Here is a 20,210-nt window from a genome sequence, read left to right as displayed (position 1 = left end):
CCAGGCCCAGCCCCCTCAGGGCACAGCCACCAATCTTAACCCGAACCGCTTAGAGAGTCAAGCTCTCGTTCTGAGGATTTTTTCGGGAGGTTTCGCGAGTTCCGGGCCCTGGGGCCTTTCCGCTCGCTGGCGACGGATCACCAAGTTACACAGAGATTCTGTCGAACGCAAACCGGGTGCTGCGGTAGCGTCTTCGCCCGGTCGACTCTAGTCCGAAACACGGCGCACATCGCCGCCGAGCTGCTGCATATCCTCAACAAATCGGGGATAGCCGCGGTCGATGTGGTAGACGTCGTAGACCTCAGTCACACCGTCTGCGCAGAGCCCTGCGAGCACAAGTCCAGCACCTGCCCGGATATCCGAGGACCAGACAGGGGCGCTCGACAGCTGCTCCACTCCCCGGATCACCGCGTGATGTCCGTCCGTCCGCGCGTCCGCACCGAGACGCACCATTTCCTCGACGAACCGGAACCGCGCCTCGAAGACGTTCTCGGTGATCATCGAAGTTCCATCCGCCACCGCCGCGAGCCCGATCGCCATCGGCTGCAAGTCGGTGGGGAATCCCGGGTACGGCAGCGTCGCGAAATTCACCGCACGAGGACGGTCACGCTGCACAACGCGGAACCAGCGGGGGCCATGCGTGATTTCCGCGCCAGCCTCATTCAGCTTGTTCAGCACGAGCTGCATATGGCTCGGCGAGGCGCCGCGAACGGTGACGTCTCCGCGCGTCATCGCCGCGGCCACTCCCCACGTCGCCGCGACGATCCGGTCCCCGATGACTCGATGAGTCACGGCCTGGAGCCGATCGACTCCGCGAATAGTCAGCGTGCTGGTACCAGCGCCGGAAATCTGCGCACCCATCTGGTTGAGCATGGTGCACAGGTCAACGATCTCCGGTTCGCGCGCCGCGTTGTCAAGTGTCGTCTGACCATGAGACAGAACCGCGGCCATCAGAATGTTTTCCGTCGCACCTACCGACGGAAACGCCAGACGAATGTCTGCGCCGCGAAGTTCCTGCGCTTCCGCAACTACACACCCATGCTCGATGGTGCTTGTCGCACCGAGCAGCCGCAGACCAGCTTGGTGCATGTCGAGCGGCCGGGAACCGATTGCGTCACCGCCGGGCAGTGCGACGATCGCACGGTGACACCGCGCGACCAGCGGGCCGAGAACACACACGGATGCACGGAACTGGCGCACAGCAGGGAAATCGGCTTGGTACTTGGGTTCGGGCGGCGTCGTGATGCGAGCTGTATCACCGTCGATCGTCACATCGCATCCGAGTCCCCGGAGCACGTCCGCCATCAGTGGTACGTCGAGGATGTCGGGGCAGTTGGTAATCGTGGTGGTGCCTTCAGCGAGGAGCGCCGCCGCCATCAGCTTCAGCACGCTGTTCTTCGCGCCGCCAACAACAACCTCGCCCTCGAGGCGGCCACCGCCGGTCACGAGAAATCGATCACTCACGGTCACCTAGCTTATCGGTCTCTCTGCCGCCGCGCCGGTACGGTGCAGATATGGGTGTACATCTCACGCGAATCTATACGCGCACCGGCGATGACGGGACGACCGGCCTCAGTGATTTCAGTCGTGTCTCGAAGACTGCGCCGAGAATCACTGCCTACGCGGACACTGATGAGGCTAATGCCGCCATCGGCACTGCGCTTGCGCTCGGAGACCCACCCGCGGAGATCCGGAGAATCCTGGAGTTCATTCAAAACGATCTCTTCGATCTGGGTGCCGATCTCTCAACGCCGGTTACGCAGGACCCGAAGTATCCACCCCTTCGTATTACTGCCGACTACGTCACCAGGCTTGAAAAGTGGTGCGACGAGTACAACGAAGCGCTTCCGGCGCTTAATTCATTCGTCTTGCCAGGCGGGACTCCCCTGTCAGCGCTCCTTCACGTCGCCCGTACGATCGCCCGGCGCGCGGAACGCTCCGCCTGGGGGCTGATCGAAGCCGAGCAAGACGCTGCGACAGCTTTGCCCGCGAAATACCTAAATCGGCTCTCGGACCTGCTATTTATTCTCAGCCGGGTAGCGAACGCTGGGGACGATGTGCTGTGGCGCCCCGCCGCACACCGCACCGAAACCGCCGCGTCGGAGGACGGTTAGAACCGAAGATTCACGAGTTCCACCGCTTGCGCCGCCGAGCGCGACGAGGTGGCCGGGACTCAATCCAGGCAAGGAAGGCAGTGAGGGCGCCCCGCTCAAAACCGAACTCATAATGCTCGCCATTCTCACGCACTCCGACGATCGTCACGCCGAAATCCATCAGGTCGAGTTCGCCTCCGTCCGGCCGTCGGCGTGACTCGATTTCTGCTGCCTGCCGGTCGAGCCGGACACTAGGACCGGGAAGCAGCCGCGACAGTCTGTAAAAGTCGAGCGACTCGTCGCGGTAGCGGATAATTCCGTGGCGCCAGCCCTCCGACTGCGGGGCGGGGAGAATCCGCACGACAGCAGCTGTCCCGCCGCTGCGTATCTGGACTATGCGCAACAGAAAAACCGCGGTGAAGGCTGCTAGCAGAACAAGCAGAATGATTAAGAGAATCATTCCACCGTCCACTAGACGAACACCCTCACTCGCGGTTTTTCTGATGTACCTAGCGACGATGTTACGTCGCTACATTCGTTCTACAGCGCGCAGCCGGCCGCGCGCACGGGCGGCAGCTTCTTCATCGTCGCCGACCTGGTCCAGCGTTTGCCGCACGGCGTCCACGTCGACGTCTTTCGCCCACTCCGCGGACTCCGCAAGAATAGTCACTGACTTCGCCGTGACCGACAGGAACCCACCATCGACAGCGGCCACTACCCGGTCACCATCCGAGGTGGTGATTGCGACGACTCCACCCTCGATGAGCTGTCCGAGCACCGGCTCGTGACCGGGCATCACGCCGATTTCACCTTCGGTGGTCTGAGCGACCACCATCGTGGCGTTACCCGACCAGAGGCGTTGCTCAACAGCAACGAGGTCTACTGACATCTCAGCCACAGCGGATCACTTCCCGGACAGTTCTTGCGCTTGCTTCTCGACGTCATCAAGGCCACCGCAGCTGCTGAATGCCTGCTCAGGGAGGTGATCGAACTCGCCCTTGCACACGCGGTCGAACGCCTCGATGGTGTCAGCGAGCGGAACAACCGACCCGGGCTGGCCGGTGAACTTCTCGGCAACGATGAAGTTCTGTCCGAGGAACTTCTGCAGACGGCGCGCGCGGCCGACCACAATCTTGTCCTCTTCAGAAAGCTCGTCCATACCGAGAATCGCGATGATGTCCTGCAGTTCCTTGTACTTCTGGAGAATCTGCTTCACTTCGTTGGCAACCCGGAAGTGCTCCGCTCCCACAATCGTCGGCTCGAGAATACGTGAGGTCGACGTCAGCGGGTCCACCGCAGGGTAGATACCCATCTGGGAAATCGGCCGCGAGAGTTCCGTCGTCGCGTCAAGGTGCGCGAACGTCGTGGCCGGAGCGGGGTCGGTGTAGTCGTCCGCGGGCACGTAAATGGCCTGCATCGAGGTGATCGACCGGCCACGTGTCGACGTGATGCGCTCTTGAAGCTCACCCATCTCGTCCGCCAGCGTCGGCTGGTAACCCACCGCGGACGGCATGCGGCCCAGAAGTGTCGAAACCTCAGAGCCTGCCTGGGTGAACCGGAAGATGTTGTCGATGAACAGGAGCACATCCTGCTTCTGGACGTCCCGGAAGTACTCCGCCATTGTCAGCGCAGACAGTGCCACACGCATACGCGTTCCTGGCGGCTCATCCATCTGGCCGAAGACGAGGGCGGTGTCTTGCAGAACGCCCATTTCTTCCATTTCCAGGTGGAGGTCAGTTCCCTCACGGGTGCGCTCACCAACACCGGCGAATACCGAGGTGCCGGAGAACTCACGCGCGATACGGGTGATCATCTCCTGGATAAGAACGGTCTTGCCGACACCGGCACCACCGAACAGACCGATCTTTCCACCCTTCACGTAGGGCGTAAGGAGGTCGATGACCTTAATACCGGTCTCGAGGATTTCCGTTTTACCTTCGAGGGTGTCGAAGGCGGGCGCCTTGCGGTGGATGCTCCACTGCTCGCCGTCGCGGCCCGTACCTGGAGCGTCGAGGCAATCCCCGAGCGCGTTGAAAACATGGCCCTTGACGACGTCGCCGACGGGAACGGAGATCGGCTTCCCGCTGTCTACAACCGGGGTACCGCGCACGAGGCCGTCCGTTGGCTGCATCGAAATCGTGCGCACGAGGTTGTCACCAAGGTGCTGGGCAACTTCGAGCGTGAGAGTCTTCGCAACGGCTTCTAGCGTGATCTCGGCGTTGAGAGCGTTGTAAAGCTCGGGAACCGATCCACGTGGGAATTCGACGTCAACAACGGGGCCGATGACGCGAACAACGCGGCCATTGCTGGTCGACGAACCGTTCTGTGAGGTTTCAGTTACTGCGGCGGTCATCTGGATCAGTCACTTCCTGCACTCGAGGCCAACGCGTTCGCGCCGCCGACGATTTCGCTGATTTCCTGGGTAATCATGGCCTGGCGGGCCTGGTTCATCTGCCGGGTCAGGGAGTTCGCGAGTTCTGTCGCGTTATCCGTAGCCGACTTCATCGCGGTACGGCGAGCTGCCGACTCGGATGCAGCGGCCTCGAGAAGGGCTGCATAGATTCGCGTGCTCACGTACTTCGGCAGAAGTGCCGCCAGCAGCGATTCCGCGTCGGGCTCGAAACTCCACGCGGCAACAGGCTGGCCTGCGTCCGGCGAGGTGCTAAGCATGTCCTCGCCGAGCCTCAATTCTTCTTCCTCGATGTCGACCTCGATTGGGGCCATCCGGCGCACAACCGGTTTCTGGCTGAGCATCGACACGAATTTCGTGTAGACGATGTGAAGTTCGTCGACACCTTCGACAGTCCCCTCGCCGTTCGGGGCCTCAACCTGCTCACCTGAGCCAGCCATAAACAGTTCGACCAGGTGCCGGCTCGCTTTAGCGGCGTCGGCATAAGCCGGAGACTGTGAGAATCCCGTCCATGCACCCACGACCTCCCGGCCACGGAAGGTGTAGTAGATCAGGCCCTTGTTACCCAGCACGTAGAGGACCGGTTCTTTGCGCTGGCTGCGAAGAAGCTGAAGCAGCTCCTCCGCCTCCTTGAGCACGTTGGAGTTGTAGCCGCCGCACATGCCGCGGTCGCTTGTCACGACGAGCACTGCGGCACGTCTCGGCTGTTCGCGCTCGGTCAGCAGCGGATGATCAAGCGACTGCGATGCGCTCGCCAGTTCCCCGAGAACCTTCGTGATCTCCCCAGCGTAAGGCGTGTGGGCCGCCACCCGCGCCTGCGCCTTGGCGATGCGCGAGGTGGCGATCAGTTCCTGAGCCTTGGTGATCTTCTTGGTCGAGTTGACTGACTTGATGCGCGAGCGCAGTTCCCTCAAGCTTCCCATGGGTCAGTCACGCTCCTTCATAGCTGTCGATTACACCGATAACCGAAATCACCGGCGAACCTTGCGCTTGACCGTGAGCTGTTCCTGATCAACTTCACTCTCGGCGAGTGCTTCAGCCTCAGGCTCGTTCACGACGCGCTTGCCTTCGGAGGTGAGGAAGCCCTGCTTGAACTTCTCGACTGCCTCGAGAAGAGTCTGTGCTGCGTCTTCCTTGAGTTCCTTGCCGCCCTCGATGGACTCGTAGACACTCGACGCGTTGCGGTGCAGATCCTCGAGAAGCTCGCTGTCGAAGCGGCGGATGTCGGAGACGGGAACGCTGTCGTATACGCCCTTGCCTGCTAGGTAAATCGTCACGATCTGATCCTCAACAGAAACCGGGCTGTACTGGTCCTGCTTGAGCAGTTCCACGAGGCGCTGACCGCGCTCAAGCTGCGCACGGGACGCGGCGTCCAGATCCGACGCGAAGGCTGCGAAGGCCTCGAGTTCGCGGTACTGCGCCAGCTCGAGCCGCAGCGTACCGGAAACCTTCTTCATACCCTTCGTCTGCGCGGCACCACCAACGCGGGAGACCGAGATACCGACGTTGATGGCCGGACGGATGCCCTTGTTGAAGAGGTCCGATTCGAGGAAGACCTGGCCGTCGGTAATAGAGATGACGTTGGTCGGGATGTAGGCAGAGACGTCGTTCGCTTTGGTTTCGATGATCGGCAGACCGGTCATCGACCCGGCGCCCATCTCATCCGAAAGTTTTGCGCAACGCTCGAGGAGCCGAGAATGCAGGTAGAAGACGTCGCCGGGGTAAGCCTCACGGCCCGGCGGGCGGCGGAGCAGCAGCGAGATTGCACGGTATGCCTCAGCCTGCTTGGTGAGGTCGTCAAACACGATCAGCACGTGCTTACCCTCGTACATCCAGTGCTGCCCGAGGGCGGAACCCGTGTACGGTGCGAGCCACTTGAAGCCAGCGGATTCTGACGCGGGCGCAGCAACGATGGTGGTGTACTCCATGGCGCCGTGCTCTTCAAGGGCAGCCTTGACACCCGCGATCGTGGAGCCCTTCTGCCCGATCGCGACGTAGATGCAGCGCACCTGCTTGGCCGGATCGCCCGAATCCCAGTTGCTCTTCTGGTTGAGGATCGCGTCGACGCACACCGCCGTCTTACCAGTCTTGCGGTCACCGATGACGAGCTGGCGCTGACCGCGACCGATCGGTGTCATCGCGTCGATTGCCTTGAGGCCCGTCTGCAGCGGCTCGTGAACCGGCTGGCGCTCCAGCACTGTCGCGGCCTGGAGCTCCAGGGCACGAGTCTCGTTCGATTCGATGTCGCCGAGACCGTCGATAGGCGCACCCAGCGGATCGATCACTCGCCCAAGGAAGCCGTCGCCCACGGGCACCGAAAGGACGTCACCGGTCCGCTTGACCTGCTGCCCTTCTTGGATCTCCTCGAAGTTTCCGAGAATAACCGCACCGATTTCACGGTCTTCGAGGTTCAGCGCCACGCCGAGGATGCCGCCGGGGAATTCCAGCAGCTCATTCGCCATCGCGGACGGGAGGCCGGAAACGTGAGCGATGCCGTCACTTGCGTCGACGACAGTGCCAACCTCCTCGCGAGACGACTCTGGGGTGAAGCTCGCGGTGTAGTTCTCGATCGCGCTACGGATCTCGTCGGAGGAGATCGTCAGCTCCGCCATTGTTTTTCCTGCTCTCGGTAGTCTATGGGTTACCAGCCACGGTAACCGGAGTTAACTAGTTCTTCAGCTGCGCCATTGGGTCCGGCGCTATCTCGGTTCTGTTGTGCTGTTACTTGAGGGCCTTGCGCAGCGCGGCCAGACGCCCCGCTGCACTGCCGTCAATCACCTCGTCACCCACACGGACGACCAGCCCGCTGAGCAATGACGGATCGACTTCCACGTGTACAGCGATTCGCTTGCCATAGATCCGGTCCAGCGCCGTGGCGAGCCGCTCCTTCTGACTATCCGAGAGTGCGACACTGCTGCGCACATGTGCGACAGCCCGCTCGCGCTGCTCTGCTGCCAGGGATGCGATCTCGGCAAATTCATCGGCGGGAGCTCGCCTGGAGCGAGCAACCGCCTGGGCCGCGAGAGCCTCCGTGATCGGCGTGACTTTGCCGTACAGCAGCTCCTTCAAGACCTCAGCGGTCGCACTCGCGGGCCGGGAACGGTCCGAGAGCGCTTGCTCGAGTTCAGGATTTGCCGCAGTAATACGGCTCAGCCGGAAGATCTCGTCCTCTACGGTGTCGAGTTTCTCCTCGTCCGCTGCAGCTCGCAGGTATGCGACGCGCGCAACGTGAACCAGGGAGTTCACGAAGTCGGCCGGCGCGGACCAGTCCTGCGCCGACGCCGTCTTCAGTGTCTCCACCACCGGGCCCGAAACCTTCCCGGTGAAGAGCTGCTCTGCCAGTGCGGAACGGCTCGAGGAGGAAACGGAGACGTCCGTCAGAGCCGTCCGCACGCTGCGATTCTCGTCGAGCAGTCCAACCACGGAGAACAACTGCGCCCCCGCTTCGGTTGCCGTCTCAGCCGAGGAGCCCGCCTGGCTCAGCGCATCCGTCAAAGCGGACTGAGTCTTTGCGAGCGCCTCGCGACTCGCTGCGTACATGGTGCTCACTTCCCTGGTGCTGAATTTGCGCCGATGGTGTCGAGTTCGCTGAGGAAACGGTCTACCGTTGCGGCGCGCTGAGCCTCATCGGCAACAGATTCACCGATGATCTTCTCAGCCAGATCGACGGCGGTACGCCCTAGATCAGTGCGCAAATCAGCGACGATGTGCTGACGCTGGGCCTCGAGTTGGGTCTGGCCGTTCGCAACGATCCGGTCAGATTCCGCCTGAGCCTGAGCCTTCATCTCATCGATGATCTGCTGGCCCTGCGTGCGCGCTTCTTCACGGATCTTGGCTGCTTCGGCCCTCGACTCAGCGAGCTGAGCCCGGTATTGCTCAAGCGCGTGCTTCGCCTCGGCCTGCAGGGCCTCGGCACGCTTGATACCGCCCTCGATCTCCTCGGTGCGCCGTTCAAGGACGTCCTTGAACTTCGGGACTACGAACTTCCAGAAGACAAGACCGACAATCGACAGCGCAACAATCGACCAAACGATGTCATACACCGCGGGGACGAGAGGATTCACTTCCTCCGCGGCGAGAATGGTGATCGATGCGTCCATGATCAGAAGATGAAGCCGGCGACGAGACCGATGAGCGCCAGGGCCTCGGTGAAGGCGATACCGAGGAACATCAGGGTACGCAGCTGGCCGGCCATCTCAGGCTGGCGAGCAATGCCCTCGATCGCCTTACCGACGACGATGCCCACGCCGATACCCGGGCCGATCGCGGCAAGACCGTAACCGATTGCGCCGTAGCCGGAGCCATCAATCTGTGTAGCTTCCTGCGCCACGTAAGCGATGCTCATTTGATTTCGTTCCCTTTCTGTTGGCCCGATCCAAAGGCGGCCGGGTCAGGTCCTTTGTGTACCAGAGTGGTAGCGGTGGTTCGTGCTTTTCGGTAGGTCTAGCGGGTGCGTTGCCTGCTGTGCTAGTGCTCTTCAGCGTGCAGCGCCAGGTCGATGTACACACAGGTCAGCATCGCGAAGATGTACGCCTGCAGGAACATGACCAGCAGTTCGAAGAAGGTGAATGCAACGCCGCCGATCAGGGAGGCAATGCCGAACGGGCGCAGCCAGAGTTCTGGTGCTCCCGGTCCCGTAGCGGTGAAGAACCACCAGGTTGCACTGAAGAACAGCACCAGCATGATGTGGCCCGCGAGCATCGCGACCATCAGACGGACAGTCAGCGTGAACGGCCGCAGGACGAACGTCGAGACAAACTCGATCGGAATCAGCAGGAGGTGCAGTGCCTTGGGGACGCCGGGCACAACGATGCTCGCTTTGATGTACCGGAAAAACCCGTACTTGGAGATGCCCACGTAGTTGAAGACGATGTACGCGAGTGCCGCCAGCACGATCGGCATGCCGATGCGCGCGTTAGACGAAATGTTGAGGAACGGGATCACGCCGGTGAGGTTCAGCCCCAGTACGAGGAAGAAGATCGTGGCGATCAGCGGGAAGAAGCGCCGCCCCTGAGTCTTGCCGAGAATCTCCTCCGCGATGTGAATTCGCACGAAGTCGAGGAAGATCTCAGCGACGTTCTGGACACCGCGAGGAACAATCTGAGGGTTGCGCAGCGCCATCGCGAAGAATACGGCGACAAGTGTGGCGACCAAGATCCGGATGAGCATCAACCGGTCGAGCTCAAATGGGGTGCCTTCAAAAAGGAGGGCGGGCGGAAAGAAGTCGTTCAGCGACGGCGGGTGGAATGTACCGGCAGCCAGATTCATGACGCTCAGCGGTCTCTTCCGTTGTTCGGCCGCAGTAGAACCCCGCGGCATGATCGGGCACGATAACGAACTATCAAGGCCCCGTGCGCGGCGCACACGATGGGCCCAGCGAATTGTATGGGCGAGTGCCTGTGGGCCGCACGCCTTACGCAACGCCTGCAGGCACGACAACGTGGCGGCTTGTCTGATTCCGCCGTATCGCCGGCACTGCTAGTCGGTGACGATATCAACTTCTCTACGACATTGTGTAGGCAGGGTGATGTCTTTATCGATAAACGACGAGCTGTAGTACTACTTTTCGTCGTCATTTGTGTCCGATATCACTTTTTCACGGGTTGGCGTCACATATGGAGTGCGCTGCTTGAGCACTCCATACGTTTCCGCACCGAGCACCAGAATGAGCGCGGCGATCACAACGATCGCAAGAGCCGGCTGGCTGTAGAAAGTCATGTTCGACAGCACAGCGAAGACAACCAGAGCGAGCAGCATTTTCAGTGCCCATCCGCCGAGGATAAGAGCTCCTGCCGTCAGCGCGTTATAGCGCGCCGAGAACAGCACGCTGAGCGCGGTGAAGAGGATAAAGCCCCCGCCAACCGCGGCACCGATGAGCGCTCCCCACAGCCCGGACAGCCCCGCGGCGAGATACGCGATGATCGAGCCCGCAACGGCAAGCACGATCAAACCGATCACGCCGTACCGAACAGCAGCCCGCAGCGGGGCGGCCGGGTCGTCTGGTGGCGCGAACCGCAGCCGCGCTGCGCCCGACTCGGCGGCCGGCGATGCTGAGTCAGCATCCGGATAGGGGGAATTGCCTGAACCTTTGCTTGGAGTGCTCACGCTTACAAAGCCTAACGGCCGACTCGGACATTCTCAGAAACGCTACCTGGACCTGCTGAAACGTGGCACCACCGTGATGATCAGCGCAATCAGCACGCCGATCAAGAATACGGGCACGACCACACGCCTATCGATCAGCGAGCCGCCCACCGCACCGAACGCTAGCAGGGCGACCCAGCCATAAATGACGAGAACCACACGGCGATGTGAGTGTCCTATTTCCAGCAGCCGATGATGCAGGTGCATTTTGTCGGGACTGAACGGACTGCGGCCCGCTCGGGTCCGGCGCACGACAGCCATCAGCAGGTCGAGCAGCGGAATGAACATCACCGCCACCACCACGAGCACCGGTGCCAGCAAACCGATGAGGTCACGCGGGCCATAGAGATCGAGGCTGATCTTCCCCGACGCACTAGTCGAGATCGCGGCGAGCATGACGCCAATCAGCATTGAGCCGGAATCGCCCATGAAGATGCGCGCAGGCTGAAAATTGTGCGGCAGAAATCCCAGGCAAGCGCCTGCGAGCGCCGCGGCAAGCATCGCAGGTGGATACACACTGACATCACCCCCCTGATCGAAGAGCATGCCGACCGAGAAGGCGCAGATCGATAGGGCTGCGATCAGTCCCAGCCCGGCAGCGAGTCCGTCGAGACCGTCAACGAAGTTCATGGCGTTGACCATCAGGACCGTGAGGAACACCGTGAGCCCCGCTGCCTGCAACTGATCAAGGATCAAGGTCGTGCCCGCACCGAAGGGCACGTAGAGCACATACCAGGAGACGCCGAGCACAACGAGCACTCCGCCCGCGGTGACCTGCCCCATGAATTTTGTCAGCGCATCGAGACCCCATCGATCGTCGATCATTCCCACAACCACGATGACCGCACCGGCGATCACGGCCGCCTGAATGTCGGTGGTGTACTCGAATCCCCGCGTCAGGGCTGGCAACTGTTGCGCAAGGTAGATCGCGGCGACGATACCGAGGAACATCCCCACGCCGCCCATCCGCGGGGTCGGCTCGACGTGGACATCACGATCGCGCGGATAAGCGACCGCGCCACCCCGGATCGCGAGAACGCGAACAAGTCCGGTTCCTAAAAAGGTCACGATCGCCGCGGTGAGGCAGATCAGCATGAGTTCGCGGATCGGTACCCCAGCGCCACCACCAGGCTGTGCGAGGAGGTGGATCACGGGATCGGTGGTGGTCACGAGCACTGACGCTACCGCGATGTTTCCGCAGGACTGGTTTCGCCACGGGCGTAAGCAGGTTTGGCCGCCACCATTTGCAGCACGTCCTCCCCCACCTCCGCGATGATCCCGTCCCCTTTACGCGTACCGCGCTCCGCGGTAATCGCGCGGGTCAGCACGTCGGCGACACCATCCATGTCGGCTGGACCGAATCCCTGAGCGGACAAAGCCGCAGTACCGACGCGGACGCCCGAAGGAGTCCGCGGCGGCATCGCGTCGTAGGGCACGGGATTCTTAGTCAGGAGAATCCGGGCAGCCGCACAGCGGCTTTCCGCGTCCGCGCCATTCACCCCTAGCTCTGTGAGGTCGAGCACCGCGAGATGCGTGTCCGTCCCGCCTGACACTGTCCGCACACCGCGCTCACCGAGTGCCCCGCTCAGCGCGCCGGCATTCTCGACGGTGCGCCTGGCATAAGCAGCGAAATCGTCAGTCGCCGCCTCCCGGAAAGCGACCGCCTTCGCCGCGATCGTCTGCATCATCGGCCCGCCCTGACTGAACGGAAAAACAGCACGGTCGACAGCCTTTGCGTGCTCCGCGCGGCACAAAATCATCCCCCCGCGTGGCCCACGCAGTGTCTTGTGCGTCGTCGCAGTGATCACGTCTGCGTACGGCACAGGAGACGGTACCGCCCGCCCTGCCACCAGCCCAAGGTAGTGGGACGCGTCGACCCACAGGATGGCGTCGATTTCATCTGCGATCTCGCGGAACATCGCATAGTCGATGAGCCGCGAGTACGCAGTCCCGCCGCACAGAATCATTCGCGGCCGATGCAGGCGGGCGAGATCACGCATTTCGTCGTAATCGATGAGTTCGGTGTCCTTGCGGACGTGGTACGAAACCGGAGTAAACCAGTTGCCCGAGAAATTCACTCGCGAGCCATGAGTTGCATGACCGCCATGGGCCAGGCTGAGTGCGAGTACCGGATCGTCCGGCTGCGCGAAAGCCGCGTATGCCGCGAGATTCGCGCTCGCCCCGGAGTGTGGCTGCACGTTAACGTGTTCTGCGCCGAACAGCTCCTTGGCGCGGGTGACAGCGAGGTGCTCGGCTTTGTCAGCATATTCGCAGCCCTTGTAGAAGCGGCGGCCCGGGTAACCCTCCGCGTACTTGTTTGACAGGGTCGATGCCACCGCCGCCAGCACGGCGGGACTCGTCACGTTTTCGCTTGCGATCAGTTGCAGCCCCGACGACCAGCGCTCAACTTCCCCCAGGATGACACCCGCGATCTCAGGGTCCGATTCCGCGAGGGCGTGCCAGTCCGGCCCGAAGAACGGTGCATTCATGTTCGCGTCCTCATCGCCGGATTACGCCTCGGGCCTGGCCAGGTCAGCCGGGTCCATTTCGAGGACCTCGGCAACGGCTGCCACTGCTACGGCACCCTCCCGGAGGATACGGGGCGCGGACCCGGTGAGATCCACAATCGTAGATGCGACACCGTGCTCACTCTCCCCACCGTCCAGGTACACCGCGACCTCATCTCCGAGCTGTTCCTCGGCCTGAGTCACAGTGGTGGCCGGCGGCTGGCCCGACTTGTTCGCGCTCGACACCCCCATAGGCCCGACCTCCCGAAGCACCTCGAGCGCAACTGGATGCAGCGGCATGCGAAGCATCACTGTGCCGCGCGTATACCCAAGATTCCAGGACAGTGACGGCGCGTGCTCGACGACCAGACTCAGCCCGCCCGGCCAGAAGGCTTCCACCAGTGCCCGGGTCTGGACAGGCACCGAGAGCATCAGGCCATCAATAGTCGTCCACGACCCCACCAGGACCGGGACGGGCATCTCGCGGCCCCGCCCCTTCGCGGACAGCAGCGCTGAAACTGCGTGCGAATCGAAGGCGTCACAGCCGATGCCATACACGGTATCGGTAGGCAGCACCGCCAGCCGGCCGGCCCGCACCGCCTGAACGGCGGCTGCGATGCCGGTCTCTCGCGAATCACTGCGAGTACAGTCGTATACAGTGCTCACGCTGCCATACTGTCATTCTTGTCCGGCCGCTGCGCACACGCCCCGCCGCTAGCGCACGAGACGCCCCGTCTGTGGAATCCCGCATGCGTCACGCACGGACCGCTGTTACGTAGCGTGGTTTTTCAGCCAGATCGGCATGCTGGGTTACGTCGGTGAAGGAACCGGAGGCGGCCAGGAGGCCACACACTTCTGCGCCGTTGGAATCATCATGTTCTATCGCTGCGGCGCCCGATTGGCGAAGTAACCTGGCTATCACGCTGACCATCGGCCGGATCACACCAAGCCCGTCCACCCCAGAGAACACCGCATCAGCCGGTTCAAATTCAGCAACCTCGGCGGTGACCGGTGCCGCCAGCGGAACGTACGGCGGATTTGCCACTATGACGTCTACCGTCCCTGAGAGGTCTTGCAGCAGTTGTGGCTCCGTTACATCCGCCGCGTGGATCGCCACCGCCGGATCACCCGCGCGCACACGGCGGACATGATTGTGCTCGAGCCACTTCAGCGCAGCCGGGTTTCGCTCAACGGCATGGACCTCAGCATCTGGGCGTGCGTGGGCGATCGCGAACGCGAGCGCTCCACTGCCGCTGCACAGGTCGACCACGCGCGGAGTGTGAAGGCCGTGGGCTTGCATGTAGGACAGCACCCACCCCAGCAGCAGTTCGGTTTCAGGACGCGGAATGAACACGCCCGGTCCCACGGCAACGTCTATTTCCCCCATCGAGGCGATACCAGTGATGTACTGCAGGGGTTCACGTTTCGCGCGGCGTGCGACGAACGCGCTGAACTGTACCGACTGCTCCTCGGAAAGGAACGGCGTCAGGCCGAGTCGGGTCCGGGTTGTATTGAGCACGTGCGCCGCGAGGAGTTCCGCGTCTGCCGCAGGACTGGGTACGCCGGAGTCGGCCAAGTATTCGGTAGCGGTACGCAGCGCTGCGCGCAAAGACTGTCTCGTCACCCTCTCAGGTTCGCACGTAACTCGGGTCTATAACGGATCTCTCGACCCCGACCGCAAGCCCAAGAAGTCAGTTAGCCTGTTTTTGCCTGACCTTGGGAGGAATGCCGTGAACCGCAAGATTTTCCAAAAGCCCACACTGGCGCTCGCAGCCGCAGGCGCCGTCGCGCTAGCCATGCCCGCGGCTGCCGCCGCAAAGCCTTTCGACACGCCGCCGACTCCGGTCTTCTGCTCCGCGGGTGTGGCCGCACCGCACAGCTACGTCCAGGCCCCGGACAATAACCTTCCGCCCGAAGTGGTCGCTTACGTGATCAATGAGGCGGGCGGTCCTGGCGCGATGGTCTCGTGGCTCAACCTCAGTGAGCTCGAAACCGGCAACATCGCGTTCGGGACCGAAGACCTCGTTCCCACCACACTGGAGGAGGACTTTGTCCGGCCGCTGGTGCTCGCGGACACTGGGGCCGGAACCGTCGTCTCAGCCTTATATGGTCTCTATGAGAACGCGGAGGGGGAAATGTGCCTCTTGCTCCCTGGTATCACGACTGACCAGGTGCCAGGCGAGAGCGCGAACGGCGACGATTGAGGCTTACTCCGCCTGCAGGCGCGCGTGCCGATCAGCGTCGGCAAGCGCGTCGAGCATTGCGTCTAGCTCGCCGCCGAGCACCGCATCGAGGTTGTGGGCCTTAAAGCCAATGCGGTGATCTGTGATCCGGTTCTCCGGGAAGTTGTACGTCCTGATGCGTTCCGACCGGTCGACAGTGCGGACCTGGCTCTTGCGGCCCGCTGCAGCCTCAGCTTCCGCCGCGTCTTCCGCGATTGCCTGCAAGCGCGCTGCGAGTACCTGCATTGCGCGGGCCTTATTCTGCAGCTGCGAGCGCTCGTTTTGGCAGGTCACGACGATACCTGACGGCAGATGAGTAATCCGGACCGCAGAGTCGGTCGTGTTAACGCCCTGTCCGCCCTTGCCTGATGACCGGAAGACATCGATCCGCAGATCGTTTTCGTCGATCTGCACTTCCTCGGCTTCCTCTGACTCTGGGACGACATACACACCCGCAGCCGAGGTGTGTATGCGGCCCTGCGATTCAGTGACGGGAACACGCTGAACCCGGTGCACTCCCCCTTCGAACTTGAGTCGCGACCACACGCCATCCGGACCGTCACCGCGAGACTTGATCGAAAGCGTCGCATCCTTGTAGCCGCCGAGGTCAGAGATGACGGAGTCGAGAATCTCCACCTTCCAGCCTTGCCGTTCGGCGTACCGGACATACATGCGAGCGAGGTCCGCCGCGAACAGCGCGGATTCGTCGCCACCCTCACCCGACTTCACTTCGAGGAGGACGTCGTCGCTGTCGTGCGGGTCGCGGGGAGCAAGCAGGTCGGTCAGGGAGCGCTGTAACTCGTCGACCTGGGCTTCAAGGGCCGCCGCATCGGTCGCAAATGATGCGTCGTCAGCGGCGAGTTCTTTCGCCACCACCAGGTCATCGCGAGTTGCCTCGAGTTTGCGGTACGTCGCCATGATTGGGGAGAGCTGCGCGAATCGTTTGCCCGCCTTCCGCGCGGCTGCTGGATCGGCATGCAGATCCGGGTCTGCAAGCTGCTGCTCCAAGCCCGCGTACTCCGCAAGCAGGTCGTCAATCGCGGACGGACCTTCCATGTTCGCCTTCTCCCTCAGCTTTCCCGATAAGAAAAACGCCCGGCCTGCACAAGGTGTACAGAACGGGCGTTCACTCTCTCACTACTTCGCTGCAGCGCCCTTGCGCTCGCGCTTCCCGTAACGCGCCTCGAAGCGCGCGACGCGGCCACCGGTGTCCAGAATCTTCTGCTTACCGGTGTAGAACGGGTGGCACTGTGAGCAAACCTCGACGCTGATACGCCCGCTTGCTGCGGAACTGCGCGTCTCGAACGTGTTGCCACAGCCGCATACGACCGTCGTGGCGACGTAGTCGGGGTGGATGTCCTTCTTCATTTCCTCTTCCTTTGCTGGTCGCCGGGTCGCTCGCCGGACAGCGAACGTGAACCGGTACCTGGGTAGCCGCTCAAGTATGCCAGATGCGGCATGCTTTACCGAACCTGGAGACGGGGCCGAGTATTCCCGGCCCCGCGTCTCATCAGTCCTCGCCCATTGCCCCCGGCGCGGTCTTTGCGACCTGCATCAGGAACTCGAGGTTGTTCTTCGACTTCTTAAGCCGATCGATAAGCAGATCGATGGCCTGGTGCGAATCCAGTCCGGAGAGCACGCGCCGCAGTTTGTGAACCACCCCGAACTCGTCGGGATTGAGCAGCAGGTCATCGCGCCTGGTACCGGATGGAATGACGTCGACGGCCGGGAAGACCCGACGTTCGGCGATACGCCGATCAAGCTTGAGTTCGGCGTTGCCGGTGCCCTTGAACTCCTCGAAGATAACCGTGTCACCTTGCGATCCGGTTTCGACCATCGCGGTGGCGATGATCGTCAGGGAGCCACCCTCTTCGATGTTGCGCGCAGCACCCAAGAACCGCTTTGGCGGGTACAGGGCCGTCGAGTCAACACCACCGGAGAGGATACGGCCTGAGGCCGGTGAAGAGTTGTTGTACGCACGTCCGAGCCTGGTGATCGAGTCAAGCAGGACGACAACGTCCTTTCCGATCTCTACCAGGCGCTTCGCTCGCTCGATCGCCAGTTCGGCCACCGATGTGTGGTCTGACGGCGGACGGTCGAATGTCGATGAAATAACTTCACCGCGGACCGAGCGCTGCATGTCGGTGACCTCTTCGGGCCGTTCGTCAACGAGAACAACCATCAAGTAACACTCAGGGTTGTTCTGCGCGATCGCGTTGGCGACATCCTGCAGAATCGTCGTCTTGCCGGCCTTAGGCGGGCTGACGATAAGTGCACGCTGTCCCTTACCGATCGGCATGATCAGGTCGATCACACGTGTCGTGAGGACGTTAGGCGTCGTCTCGAGACGAAGCCGCTCATTCGGGTAGAGCGGCGTGAGCTTACCGAACTCGGGACGCTTGCGCGCCTGCTCCGGCGGCATCCCGTTTATCGAGTCCAGACGCACCAGCGGGTTGAACTTCTGTCGCTGATTCGGCTGTTCACCCTCTTTCGGCACCCGAACTGCGCCAGTGATCGCATCGCCCCGGCGCAACCCGTTCTTGCGCACCATGTTCATCGACACATAAACGTCGTTCGGTCCTGCCAAGTAGCCGGACGTGCGGACAAACGCATAGTTGTCGAGAACGTCGAGGATTCCTGCCACCGGCTGCAGGACGTCGTCTTCGCGAACGTCAGTGTCGGTGCCATCGCTAGCGGGGCCCGCAGCGCCACGGTCCCGGCCGCGGCGCCGCTCGCGGAATCGCCGTCCGCGCCGGCCACGGCCCGACTCGTCATCATCTGCCTGCTCACGCGTACTGGACCGCTGTCCATCCCCGCCCGGGCGCTGATCCTGGTCGGTTCGCTGCTGGTCGGCCTCCTGGGGCCGACGGCGATCGTCGCCACGCTCGCGCGGTTCAGCGGCTTCCCTGGCGTCCTTACGCACTGGCGCGTCCTCACGCACGGGAGCGCGCCCGTTCTCCGAGGCTCCGTCCTCGGGCTTCGCGGCAGAGGCCGCCTCCCGTTCGCGTACCTCTGCCGCGTCCGCACCCTTCCGGCCGGGGCTGCGGCGCTGTCGGCGCCGCGGGGCGCCTTCCTGCTCGTCGGCTTCGGGCTTCGCCTCGGCTGGAGCGGCTTCCTGCACGTCAGGTGCACTCGCATCGCTCACTGACGCCGCGGCTTCAGTGGGCTGCACTGCACGTGTCGCACGACGGCGTCCACGAGCAGGCGCCGACTCCGCAGCACCCGACTCCTCGCTCTGCGCTGCGGGTTGCTGCTCTGCGCTCTTGGGCGCTTGTTCCGCAGTCTCCGAACTTGCCGCACGCTGGCGTTCCTGAATTGCGGCGATCAGTTCGCCTTTTCGCATTCCCGACGTGCCGCGGATGCCAAGGTTTCCGGCTAGCGCGCGCAATTCTGCGAGCACCATCCCAGCGAGACCGGCATTTTTGCGGGCTTGCGCTCGTTTCGTGGCAGCAGCAACGGCAGCCTCAGCGTTTGGACTCGTCATCACATCCGTTTCCGTCACGGAGATCCTTTCCTTCCCCGATTCGCGATTCGCTGAATTGGGGGTTTGTCCCGTTGCCCAGTTTCTTATCCGGGCCCCGAGTTGCCGCACGTCTACCATGTGTGCGCTTTCCCGTAGGTTTTATGGTCCGCCTCATGCTCAAGCATCGGGAGGTGCCTTTTTGGTTGACTTGATCGAGCGCCGTCCGTGCACCCAGCGAAGTGAATCTCACTAGACAGTCCTAAACATCCTCATTACCCACAGCTCAAAGCGAGAGTCTTGATGCGAGGAGCACAACGTGCGGACAGTGAAACAGCGTAATTGTGGCTGGTTCTGCTGCCAAGAATATCAGGTTTGACACGCGGGCCGAAACCTCTCTCACAATTCAGACGAGTCGTGCCCCATCTGCGACGCTGAGTTCGTGCACCGATAGCCCTTCAGATTCAGCGCGCCGCGTAAGCGCCGCTGGTATGTCCCGCACCGTCAGCGCAAGAACAGCAGGGCCGGCCCCAGACACCGTCGCGGCGATGCCGGCACCGCGCAGAATTGATACCCAGCGAGCGGTAAGCGGAATCGCCGGCGCGCGCTGTGCCTGGTGCAGCCTGTCTTCTGTCGCCGCGAGCAGAAGCTCTGGACGCTCAGTCAGTGCGACGACCGCGAGGGCTGCGCGGCTCACATTGAATACCGCGTCGCGATGGGTGACATGGGTAGGCAAAAGACCACGAGTTTGCGAAGTCGACGACCGTGTTTCCGGCACCAGCGCGATCGCGCGAATATCCGGATGAACCTCGAGTCTCGTCGCGTAGTAGGAGCATTCAGCCGAGCACCCGGCAATCGGACTGGAATCGTCTGCTGCGTGCGTCCAGGACACGACGGCGCCCCCGAGGACACTAGCTGACGCGTTGTCGGGGTGCCCCTCGAACTCTGACGCAAGCTGGACGAGTTGGTCGTCGTTCAAGATACGGTCCGGCGCGAATTGCGAGACCAGCCCATTGGCCGCGACCAGACCCCCGACCACCGCTGACGCCGATGAGCCGAGGCCGCGCGAGTGCGGGATCGTGTTTTTGCAGGTAACCCGCAAACCGGCAGCGGCGACACCCGCAGCGCCGAGCCCCCGGTACAGCGCACGTACTACGAGATGCGTCTCGTCGAGCGGGACTTCACCTGCACCTGCCCCGTCGACGGTGATTTCAAGCCCAGCCGGGGCGGTGGAAACCGCGATCGTGTCGTTCATCCCGAGCGCGATACCGAGTGAATCAAATCCAGGTCCGAGGTTTGCGCTCGACGCGGGCACCTCAGCAGTCGCCGTTAGCCCAGATGGGAGAACAGTCGACCTCTCTTCCTGAGACATGA

At 62.4% G+C, this 20,210-nt stretch carries 21 protein-coding genes; 2 read left to right on the top strand and 19 right to left on the bottom strand.

Translation table 11 applies throughout. The annotated features are described in order from the left end of the window. Positions 1–207 precede the first annotated feature (207 nt). Entirely contained in the window at positions 208–1,464 is a 1,257-nt protein-coding gene (gene murA, locus ONR57_RS17935; protein WP_265124884.1) for a UDP-N-acetylglucosamine 1-carboxyvinyltransferase, read from the bottom strand. Positions 1,465–1,514: 50 nt separating this feature from the next. On the opposite strand from murA, the gene ONR57_RS17930 reads away from it, so the two are divergent. Continuing rightward, entirely contained in the window at positions 1,515–2,114 is a 600-nt protein-coding gene (locus ONR57_RS17930) for a cob(I)yrinic acid a,c-diamide adenosyltransferase (protein ID WP_265124883.1), read from the top strand. A 10-nt stretch (positions 2,115–2,124) separates the two neighbouring features. Here ONR57_RS17930 and ONR57_RS17925 read toward each other — a convergent pair whose 3' ends face one another. The 14 genes from ONR57_RS17925 to prmC form a co-directional block, all read right to left on the bottom strand. After that, entirely contained in the window at positions 2,125–2,553 is a 429-nt protein-coding gene (locus ONR57_RS17925; protein WP_265124882.1) for a DUF2550 domain-containing protein, read from the bottom strand. A gap of 69 nt (positions 2,554–2,622) precedes the next feature. Beyond that, a complete protein-coding gene (locus tag ONR57_RS17920; RefSeq protein ID WP_265124881.1) occupies positions 2,623–2,991 on the bottom strand; it encodes a F0F1 ATP synthase subunit epsilon in 369 nt (122 codons plus the stop codon). Positions 2,992–2,997: 6 nt separating this feature from the next. Beyond that, a complete protein-coding gene (gene atpD / locus ONR57_RS17915; RefSeq protein ID WP_265124880.1) occupies positions 2,998–4,446 on the bottom strand; it encodes a F0F1 ATP synthase subunit beta in 1,449 nt (482 codons plus the stop codon). 5 nt (positions 4,447–4,451) lie between these two features. Continuing rightward, positions 4,452–5,426, bottom strand: coding sequence for a F0F1 ATP synthase subunit gamma (locus ONR57_RS17910; protein ID WP_265124879.1), 975 nt, complete (start codon positions 5,424–5,426; stop codon positions 4,452–4,454). 48 nt (positions 5,427–5,474) lie between these two features. Further along, positions 5,475–7,115: a F0F1 ATP synthase subunit alpha gene (gene atpA / locus ONR57_RS17905; RefSeq protein ID WP_265124878.1), complete on the bottom strand. Its 1,641-nt coding sequence runs from the start codon at positions 7,113–7,115 to the stop codon at positions 5,475–5,477. A 109-nt stretch (positions 7,116–7,224) separates the two neighbouring features. After that, positions 7,225–8,043, bottom strand: a complete 819-nt coding sequence (locus ONR57_RS17900) for a F0F1 ATP synthase subunit delta (protein ID WP_265124877.1) — start codon at positions 8,041–8,043, stop codon at positions 7,225–7,227. A gap of 5 nt (positions 8,044–8,048) precedes the next feature. After that, positions 8,049–8,603 carry a F0F1 ATP synthase subunit B gene (locus ONR57_RS17895; RefSeq protein WP_265124876.1) on the bottom strand — a complete coding sequence of 185 codons (555 nt, stop codon included), beginning with the start codon at positions 8,601–8,603 and terminating at the stop codon, positions 8,049–8,051. A 2-nt stretch (positions 8,604–8,605) separates the two neighbouring features. Beyond that, positions 8,606–8,848: an ATP synthase F0 subunit C gene (locus tag ONR57_RS17890; RefSeq protein ID WP_265124875.1), complete on the bottom strand. Its 243-nt coding sequence runs from the start codon at positions 8,846–8,848 to the stop codon at positions 8,606–8,608. Positions 8,849–8,970: 122 nt separating this feature from the next. After that, complete coding sequence (gene atpB, locus ONR57_RS17885; protein WP_265124874.1) at positions 8,971–9,822, bottom strand: F0F1 ATP synthase subunit A; 852 nt, start codon at positions 9,820–9,822, stop codon at positions 8,971–8,973. Between the two features lie 240 nt (positions 9,823–10,062). Next, positions 10,063–10,521 (bottom strand): hypothetical protein, encoded by a 459-nt coding sequence (locus ONR57_RS17880; RefSeq protein WP_265124901.1) that lies wholly within the window; start codon positions 10,519–10,521, stop codon positions 10,063–10,065. 129 nt (positions 10,522–10,650) lie between these two features. After that, a complete protein-coding gene (locus tag ONR57_RS17875; protein ID WP_265124900.1) occupies positions 10,651–11,742 on the bottom strand; it encodes a glycosyltransferase family 4 protein in 1,092 nt (363 codons plus the stop codon). An 86-nt stretch (positions 11,743–11,828) separates the two neighbouring features. After that, positions 11,829–13,136 carry a serine hydroxymethyltransferase gene (glyA, locus tag ONR57_RS17870; protein ID WP_265124873.1) on the bottom strand — a complete coding sequence of 436 codons (1,308 nt, stop codon included), beginning with the start codon at positions 13,134–13,136 and terminating at the stop codon, positions 11,829–11,831. Between the two features lie 21 nt (positions 13,137–13,157). Next, positions 13,158–13,820 carry an L-threonylcarbamoyladenylate synthase gene (locus ONR57_RS17865; protein ID WP_265124872.1) on the bottom strand — a complete coding sequence of 221 codons (663 nt, stop codon included), beginning with the start codon at positions 13,818–13,820 and terminating at the stop codon, positions 13,158–13,160. A gap of 88 nt (positions 13,821–13,908) precedes the next feature. Next, entirely contained in the window at positions 13,909–14,778 is an 870-nt protein-coding gene (gene prmC / locus ONR57_RS17860) for a peptide chain release factor N(5)-glutamine methyltransferase (protein WP_265124871.1), read from the bottom strand. Between the two features lie 106 nt (positions 14,779–14,884). On the opposite strand from prmC, the gene ONR57_RS17855 reads away from it, so the two are divergent. Next, complete coding sequence (locus ONR57_RS17855) at positions 14,885–15,358, top strand: hypothetical protein (protein ID WP_265124870.1); 474 nt, start codon at positions 14,885–14,887, stop codon at positions 15,356–15,358. Positions 15,359–15,361: 3 nt separating this feature from the next. Here ONR57_RS17855 and prfA read toward each other — a convergent pair whose 3' ends face one another. The 4 genes from prfA to thrB form a co-directional block, all read right to left on the bottom strand. Further along, complete coding sequence (gene prfA, locus ONR57_RS17850; protein WP_265124869.1) at positions 15,362–16,432, bottom strand: peptide chain release factor 1; 1,071 nt, start codon at positions 16,430–16,432, stop codon at positions 15,362–15,364. Between the two features lie 81 nt (positions 16,433–16,513). Further along, the gene (rpmE, locus tag ONR57_RS17845) at positions 16,514–16,744 is read right to left on the bottom strand and encodes a 50S ribosomal protein L31 (RefSeq protein ID WP_265124868.1); all 231 of its coding nucleotides are present in this window, start codon (positions 16,742–16,744) and stop codon (positions 16,514–16,516) included. Positions 16,745–16,886: 142 nt separating this feature from the next. Continuing rightward, on the bottom strand, positions 16,887–18,860 hold the full coding sequence (gene rho, locus ONR57_RS17840; RefSeq protein ID WP_265124899.1) for a transcription termination factor Rho: 1,974 nt from the start codon (positions 18,858–18,860) through the stop codon (positions 16,887–16,889). Positions 18,861–19,242: 382 nt separating this feature from the next. Then, positions 19,243–20,208, bottom strand: a complete 966-nt coding sequence (gene thrB / locus ONR57_RS17835; RefSeq protein ID WP_265124867.1) for a homoserine kinase — start codon at positions 20,206–20,208, stop codon at positions 19,243–19,245. Positions 20,209–20,210 lie beyond the last annotated feature (2 nt).

The sequence above is a fragment of the Hoyosella sp. YIM 151337 genome, from assembly GCF_026041215.1.
In the GTDB taxonomy this organism is placed as follows: Bacteria; Actinomycetota; Actinomycetes; order Mycobacteriales; family Mycobacteriaceae; genus Hoyosella.
The sequence above is the reverse complement of the archived record's forward strand: the minus strand, read 5'-3'. Positions and strand labels throughout refer to the sequence as shown.

Coding starts and splice junctions, on each gene's coding strand:
- ONR57_RS17930 (WP_265124883.1), top strand. CDS start 1,515: ATGGGTGTACATCTCACGCGAATCTATACGCGCACCGGCGATGACGGG.
- ONR57_RS17925 (WP_265124882.1), bottom strand. CDS start 2,553: ATGATTCTCTTAATCATTCTGCTTGTTCTGCTAGCAGCCTTCACCGCG.
- atpD (WP_265124880.1), bottom strand. CDS start 4,446: ATGACCGCCGCAGTAACTGAAACCTCACAGAACGGTTCGTCGACCAGC.
- ONR57_RS17910 (WP_265124879.1), bottom strand. CDS start 5,426: ATGGGAAGCTTGAGGGAACTGCGCTCGCGCATCAAGTCAGTCAACTCG.
- atpA (WP_265124878.1), bottom strand. CDS start 7,115: ATGGCGGAGCTGACGATCTCCTCCGACGAGATCCGTAGCGCGATCGAG.
- ONR57_RS17900 (WP_265124877.1), bottom strand. CDS start 8,043: ATGTACGCAGCGAGTCGCGAGGCGCTCGCAAAGACTCAGTCCGCTTTG.
- ONR57_RS17895 (WP_265124876.1), bottom strand. CDS start 8,603: ATGGACGCATCGATCACCATTCTCGCCGCGGAGGAAGTGAATCCTCTC.
- ONR57_RS17890 (WP_265124875.1), bottom strand. CDS start 8,848: ATGAGCATCGCTTACGTGGCGCAGGAAGCTACACAGATTGATGGCTCC.
- atpB (WP_265124874.1), bottom strand. CDS start 9,822: ATGCCGCGGGGTTCTACTGCGGCCGAACAACGGAAGAGACCGCTGAGC.
- ONR57_RS17875 (WP_265124900.1), bottom strand. CDS start 11,742: ATGCTGATCTGCCTCACCGCGGCGATCGTGACCTTTTTAGGAACCGGA.
- glyA (WP_265124873.1), bottom strand. CDS start 13,136: ATGAATGCACCGTTCTTCGGGCCGGACTGGCACGCCCTCGCGGAATCG.
- prfA (WP_265124869.1), bottom strand. CDS start 16,432: ATGGAAGGTCCGTCCGCGATTGACGACCTGCTTGCGGAGTACGCGGGC.
- rpmE (WP_265124868.1), bottom strand. CDS start 16,744: ATGAAGAAGGACATCCACCCCGACTACGTCGCCACGACGGTCGTATGC.
- rho (WP_265124899.1), bottom strand. CDS start 18,860: ATGACGAGTCCAAACGCTGAGGCTGCCGTTGCTGCTGCCACGAAACGA.
- thrB (WP_265124867.1), bottom strand. CDS start 20,208: ATGTCTCAGGAAGAGAGGTCGACTGTTCTCCCATCTGGGCTAACGGCG.